Below are 6,000 nucleotides of genomic sequence, written 5' to 3' on the forward strand. Positions count from 1 at the left end.
GGTCCCGTCAAGAGTCGTACGCGAGGCGGTGCCCATTCGTCCACAATCACCTTCCCGCTGCGACGAGTTCGCGCCGCTCTTGCCGGCCGCGGCGACATCAGGCCGACGCGCGTCGCACCAGCGCCGTGGGGGTCACCACCGAGGCGGGCACGGCCCGGTCGCCCTGAGCCCTGTTCAGGGTGCGCAACAGCAGCTGCGCCATCAGGCGCCCCATGCCCTCGATGTCCTGGCGCACGGTCGTCAGCGGCGGATCGGCGGTCTCCGCCACCAGCTCGGCATCGTCGAACCCGACCAGCGCCACGTCCCCGGGGACGGCCAGTCCCCGCTCCCGCAGCACCCGCAGGGCGCCCGTCGCCATCAGGTCGTTCGCGGCGAACACCGCGTCGAGGTCCGGGCAGCGCTCCAGCAGGGCGGTCATCGCCCCGGCCCCGCCCGCCGCGGTGAAGTCGCCCTCCGCGATCAGCGCGGGATCGGCGTCGAGCAGTACGTCCCGGTAGCCGTCGAGCCGGTCGACCGCCGAGGTCTGGTCCAGGGGGCCGGCGATGTGCGCGATCCGTCGCCTGCCCCGGTCCAGCAGGTGCCGCACGGCCTCGCGGGCGCCTCCGCGGTTGTCGGCGTCCACGTACGCGATTCCGCCGTGCTCCCCGGAGCCGGCGGTCCAGCCGGGCCGGCCGCCGTACACCGTGGGCATGCCCACCCGGCGGGTGATCGCGGGCAGCGGATCGTCGGTGTGCAGCGAGAAGGCGAGCGCCCCGTCGACGTGGCCGCCGGCCAGGTAGCGCTCGATGCGGTCGTAGTCCCCCCGGTCCTCCACCAGCAGCAGCACCAACTGGGTGTCGTGTGCGGTGAGTTCCTTGCTGATGCCGCGGATCTGGCGGGAGAAGAAGGGATCGGAGAAGATCCGGATCTCCGGTTCGGCGATGATCACGGCGACGGCACCGGTGCGCCGGGTCACCAGGGTGCGGGCCGCCGGGTTCGGTACGTACCCGAGCTCCTGGACGGCCTCGCGGACCTTCTCCACCAGATGCGCGCGGACGCCGTCGCCGCCGTTGACGACGCGGGACGCGGTCGCCCGGGACACCCCGGCGCGCTCCGCAACGGCCTCCAGCGTGGGGCGGTGACCGGGAAGCTGTTCGGGCACGGGCGCTCCTCCTGCGTGTCCGGGGGCTGTTGGCGCGACGAACAGCAGGGTAACCCGTACCGCCGGGAGGCTGAGAGCGCTCCCGGCGAACGGGCGGAGGTCACCAGCCGCTCCGGAAGGTGATCGGGAAGCTCCCGGTCCCGTCCTGCGCGGGGTGCGCCGCGGCGCGGGCGGGAGCCGGCAGGACCAGCCCCAGCGGGGCGATCCGTGCGGCCACCACCGGCGGGGGGAGCGGTCGGGGTGCGATCACGGGCGCCTCCCCGGTCCGCCCGAGGGGGTCAGTGGCCGAAGTCGAACCAGTTCACGTTCACGTAGTCGGCGCCCTGGCCGCTGGTGAAGGTGAGGTACACGTCGTGCGTGCCGGTGACGGGGCCGATGTTGGCCGGGACGGTCCGCCAGCTCTGCCAGCCGCCGGTGCCGGCGATGGAGAAGCTGCCGATCGGCGGGTTGCCGCGGCTGTCCAGCCGGACCTCGACCAGGCCGCCGACTCCGCCGGCGGCCCCGCTCGCGACCCGCCCGTAGAACTGCGTCGCCGGGGTGGAGCCGAAGTCCACCCCCTTGTAGAGGGCCCAGTCGCCGCTCGCGATCGCGCTCAGGTTCCGGCCGCCGCCGGAGTCCGTGGTGGTCTCGGTGCCGAGCCCGGCCTGGCCGTCGTACGACTCGGCCTCGACGGCGCGGTACGCGTCGCGGTTGCCGGACGGCGCGGTGGTGGGCGGCGTCGTCGGGGGAGTGGTCGGGGGTGTGGTCGGCGGGTTGGTGCCGCCCGTCGAGCGCAGTACGGACACGTAGTCGACCACCATCGGGTGGCCGGGCTGGGTGCCCGCGTCGGGTCCGCCGCCGAAGGCGTCGGGGAAGCCGCCGCCCATGGCCACGTTCAAGATGATGAAGTAGCCGTGGTTCGTGGCGTTGGTCCAGGTGGTGGCGTCCACCTGATTCGCGCGCACGGTGTGGAAGTTGACCCCGTCGAGGTAGAAGCGCATCTCTTCCACGGCCGTGGACCGGTCCCACTCCACCGCGTACGTGTGGAACCCGCCCTGGCAGGTGGTGCCGGTGCAGACGCGCTGGCCGCCGATTCCGGAGGTCTCGTTGCAGGGGCCGCCAGGGCTCGTACCGCAGTGCACGGTGGCCCACTCGTTGTCGATGCCCTGGACGTTCTCCATGATGTCGATCTCGCCGATGCCGGGCCAGTTCCACCAGTTGCCCCGGAACGGCGCGCCGAGCATCCAGAACGCCGGCCAGTAGCCCTTCGCCGGCGCCCCGGTGACGTTCGGCATCTGGATCCGTGCCTCGGTGCGCAGCTTGCCGCCCGCCGGGGGCTGGAAGTCGGACCGGCGGGTCTCCACGCGGCCGGAGGTCCAGTGGCCGGCGGCGTCCCGGAGCGGGGTGATCCGCAGGTTCCCGGCGCCGTCGAGGGAGACGTTGGAGGTGCTCGCGGTCATCGTCTCGATCTCGCCCGTACCGAAGTTGGCGGGGCCGCCGGGGTAGCTCGTGCCGGTGGTGTACTGCCAGTCGGCGGTGTTCACGCCGGAGCCCGCGGCCCCGTTGAAATCGTCGAGGAAGACCTGGGTCCAGCCTGCCGGGGGTGGGGGAGCGACGGCGTTGGCGGGCAGGGTGACCGCGGCCGCGGTCGCGGCGGCCACCGCCATCGTGGCGAACGCCGCGATGACGGCGCGCCGGACGGACGGACGCTTTCTGCCGGTGGGGAGACGCATGGGTGTGCCCTCTCTCGGGGGGAGGCGGCCCGCTGTATGAGAGCGCTCTCAAGCGGCGCCGCTGGCCACTGTGCTCCCGGCACCCCCCGGCGTCAAGGCTTCGCGCCATCAACGGGCTTGTCGGCAAGGTGAGTTCAACGTGTGAAGGGCGGACCGCGCGGAGGCGGTCCGCCCTTCACGCCCGGTGAGGCGCTCTCAGGTGGGCGGGGGTGGAGGATCAGGCGCAGGTGAGCCGCGGCGCGGCCCAGTCCGCGTGGTCGTAGTCGATGCCGTTGCCGCCGTCGGTGACGACGAGCCGCAGCGTCTGGCCGCCGGTCAGATCGGCGGTGAGCTTCCTGGCCGTGTCCGCCGTGGTGACGACCCCGCTGTCCGCGACCTTGGTGGCGTCCCGGTAGATCTGGAAGACGACCGCGCCGGTGCGCGAACTCTCGTCGTCGACACCGACGTCCACCGTCAGGGCGGTGCACCTGCCGCCGAGGTGGTAGGTGAGGGTGCCGGCCGCGTGGGTGCCGAGCCCCTTGGCGTACGCGACGCCGCCCACGGTCAGCGTCCTGCCGTCGCCGGCCGCCTGCTCACCGTTGCTCCGGTCCTTCTCCACCGGCCCCCAGCCGCTGCTCGCACCCGTCCAGGGCAGGTCGGACAGGTGGGAGGTGCCGGCCGGCGGAAGCGGCGCCGGCCCGGGGGTGATCCGGTAGACGACGGTGGCGTGCGGGGCGACCGAGGCGCTGATGGTGCCGGTGGTGTTGGTCGAGGCGACCTTGCTCCACAGCTCCTTGAGGGCGTAGGGGGCCCGGTTGCCGATACCGAGGGCGTCCGTCCGGGCGGAGATCGTGGCGGTGGAACCGGTCTCGTTGGTCAGGGAGAGCGCCCGGTCGCCGTTCGCCAGCTCCTTGGCCATCACCACCAGCCCGCCCGAGTCGGAGACCACCGTGCCCTGTTTGCCGAGGGCGTCCTGGTCCAGGGCGATGACATCGGGGTTGGAGAGGATGTCCAAGGTCTCGGCCGTCGCCTTGCGCAGGTCGCTGCCGATCAGCAGCGGCGCCGACATCATCGACCAGAGGGTGAAGTGGGTGCGGTACTCGGTGGCGGTCATTCCGCCGTTGCCGACCTCCAGCATGTCCGGGTCGTTCCACTGGCCGGGGCCCGCGTACGGCGCGAGCGGCTGGTTCCTGTGCGCGATGGAGATCATCGAGGACCAGCTGTCTCCGATGTCCCCGGTGGTGCGCCACAGGTGGCCGAGGCTCGACGCCCAGGTCCACGGCTGGTTCTCGCCCCACTCGCACAGTGAGAAGACGATGGGGCGGCCTGTCTTCTTGAGCGCGGCGGCCATGTCCGTGTACCGCTTCCTCGCGTCCACGCCCTGGTTGTTGCAGTTGTCGTACTTGAGGTAGTCGACGCCGTAGGAGGCGAAGAGGCTCGCGTCCTGCTGTTCGTGGCCGAGACCGCCGGGGAAGCCCGCGGTATCGCAGGTCTTGGTGCCGGCGCTGGTGTAGATGCCGAATTTCAGGCCCTTGGCGTGCACGTAGTCCGCGAGGGCCTTGATCCCGCCGGGGAAGCGGACGGGGTCGGCGACGAGGTTGCCCGCGGCGTCGCGGTTCGGCAGGGCCCAGCAGTCGTCGAGGTTGACGTACTGGTAGCCGGCGGCCTTGAGGCCCTTGGCCACGAAGAGGTCGGCGATGCCCTTGACCATCGCCTCGTTGAACTCGGCCCGGCAGTGGGTGGAGTTCCAGTTGTTGAACCCCATGGGCGGGGTCAGCGCCTGGCCGTCGCCCACGGCGGCGGCGGGCGCAGCGCTCGCGAGCACCGCCGTACCGGCGAGTGCGGTGGCACCCGCCGCCGGGGCCAGTAACGGCAGGGCCGCCAGGGCCGCCGTCAAGCGGCGGACGACGGCGCTTCGTAACGAGTGCACAGACGGCTCCTGGGGGAGTGCGGCCCGGAATTCCGGGAGAGAGTGTGCGGAAGTGTTCTCTGACGCGTATGTGCGGTCCGTCAGTTCTTGCAGAACTCCTCAGGAACGAACGGACTCCGACGAGAACGCCCACATCACACTGTCTTAGCAAGGGCATGTCAAGAGAGTGGGCCGGGTGATCCGCCTGCCGCCGGTGCTCGCGACGACGGTCACCGGCGGGCTGCTCCGCCTCAAACTGCGGCTTTGCCGAAGTCTGTTGACTTCTGTTCAATCCCTCAGGATGCTTCTGCTGACCGGGGACGCCGGTGCCCGAGGAGAGGAGCCGCCGCATGGCCGAGACCGGCAGCCTGCTGGCCCATCAGCGCCGTACCCTCATCCTCGACGAGGTCCGCCGGCGCGGCGGGGTGCGGGTGAACGAGCTGACGCGCTCCCTGAACGTCTCCGACATGACCGTCCGCCGGGACCTGGACGTCCTCGCCCGCGAGGGCCTGCTGCGCAAGGTGCACGGCGGCGCCGTGCTCGGCGACGAGGCGAGCAGTCACGAGCCCGGGTTCGAGGCCAAGTCGGAGTGGGAGACGGCGGCGAAGCGGTCCATCGCCAAGGGGGCGGCCGGCCTCGTCGCACCGGGCTCGGCCATCGCCCTGTCCGCCGGGACCACCACCCACGCGCTGGCCCGGGAGCTCGCCGAGGTCACCGACCTCACGGTGGTCACCAACTCGGTCCGCACCGCGGAGGTCTTCGAGGCCGCCCGCCGGACCGGCGGCGCGGGAGGCGCCCCGACCGTGATCCTCACCGGGGGCATCCGCACTCCCTCCGATGCCCTCGTCGGACCCATCGCCGACCAGGCCATCCGCTCCCTCCACGTCGATCTGCTCTTCCTCGGCTGCCACGGGCTGGGCATCGCCACCGGACTGACCACGCCGAACCTCGCCGAGGCGGAGACCAACCGGGCGTTCCTGCGCTCCGCGCGGCGGACCGCCCTCCTCGCCGACCACACCAAGTGGTCGGCCGTGGGGCTCACCACCTTCGCCTCCCTGGAGGAGGTCGACGTGCTGGTCACCGACTCGCTTCCCCCGGAGGAGGCCGCCGCGGTGGACGAGCGCGTCGACGAGGTGCTGCTGACCGGCGTGGATCAGGACGCCCCCTAGTGACCTGGTTCGGAGATCCTGTCGCAGTAGCGGCAGATGCGGTCGAGGATCTGGTCGGCGGTCTTGGTCCACTTGAAGGGCCGGGCATCG

5 protein-coding genes are annotated in these 6,000 nt (G+C 71.9%); 1 reads left to right on the forward strand and 4 read right to left on the reverse strand.

Going from position 1 to position 6,000, the window contains the following annotated elements; genetic code table 11:
- Window positions 1–97 precede the first annotated feature (97 nt).
- From AB0M92_RS33860 to AB0M92_RS33875, 4 genes are all read right to left on the reverse strand, one after another.
- Complete coding sequence (locus tag AB0M92_RS33860) at window positions 98–1,141, reverse strand: LacI family DNA-binding transcriptional regulator (protein WP_366106185.1); 1,044 nt, start codon at window positions 1,139–1,141, stop codon at window positions 98–100.
- Window positions 1,142–1,241: 100 nt separating this feature from the next.
- Window positions 1,242–1,391 (reverse strand): hypothetical protein, encoded by a 150-nt coding sequence (locus tag AB0M92_RS33865; RefSeq protein ID WP_366106186.1) that lies wholly within the window; start codon window positions 1,389–1,391, stop codon window positions 1,242–1,244.
- Window positions 1,392–1,419: 28 nt separating this feature from the next.
- Window positions 1,420–2,853, reverse strand: coding sequence for a glycoside hydrolase family 16 protein (locus AB0M92_RS33870; RefSeq protein ID WP_366106187.1), 1,434 nt, complete (start codon window positions 2,851–2,853; stop codon window positions 1,420–1,422).
- Window positions 2,854–3,070: 217 nt separating this feature from the next.
- Entirely contained in the window at window positions 3,071–4,597 is a 1,527-nt protein-coding gene (locus AB0M92_RS33875) for an NPCBM/NEW2 domain-containing protein (protein WP_366106192.1), read from the reverse strand.
- A 494-nt stretch (window positions 4,598–5,091) separates the two neighbouring features.
- Between AB0M92_RS33875 and AB0M92_RS33880 the strand changes: the two genes are divergently transcribed.
- Window positions 5,092–5,910, forward strand: coding sequence for a DeoR/GlpR family DNA-binding transcription regulator (locus tag AB0M92_RS33880; RefSeq protein WP_366106188.1), 819 nt, complete (start codon window positions 5,092–5,094; stop codon window positions 5,908–5,910).
- Window positions 5,911–6,000 lie beyond the last annotated feature (90 nt).

Source organism: Streptomyces sp. NPDC051582, from assembly GCF_040681715.1.
In the GTDB taxonomy this organism is placed as follows: domain Bacteria; phylum Actinomycetota; class Actinomycetes; order Streptomycetales; family Streptomycetaceae; genus Streptomyces.

Coding starts and splice junctions, on each gene's coding strand:
- AB0M92_RS33870 (WP_366106187.1), bottom strand. CDS start 2,853: ATGCGTCTCCCCACCGGCAGAAAGCGTCCGTCCGTCCGGCGCGCCGTC.
- AB0M92_RS33875 (WP_366106192.1), bottom strand. CDS start 4,597: ATGGGGTTCAACAACTGGAACTCCACCCACTGCCGGGCCGAGTTCAAC.
- AB0M92_RS33880 (WP_366106188.1), top strand. CDS start 5,092: ATGGCCGAGACCGGCAGCCTGCTGGCCCATCAGCGCCGTACCCTCATC.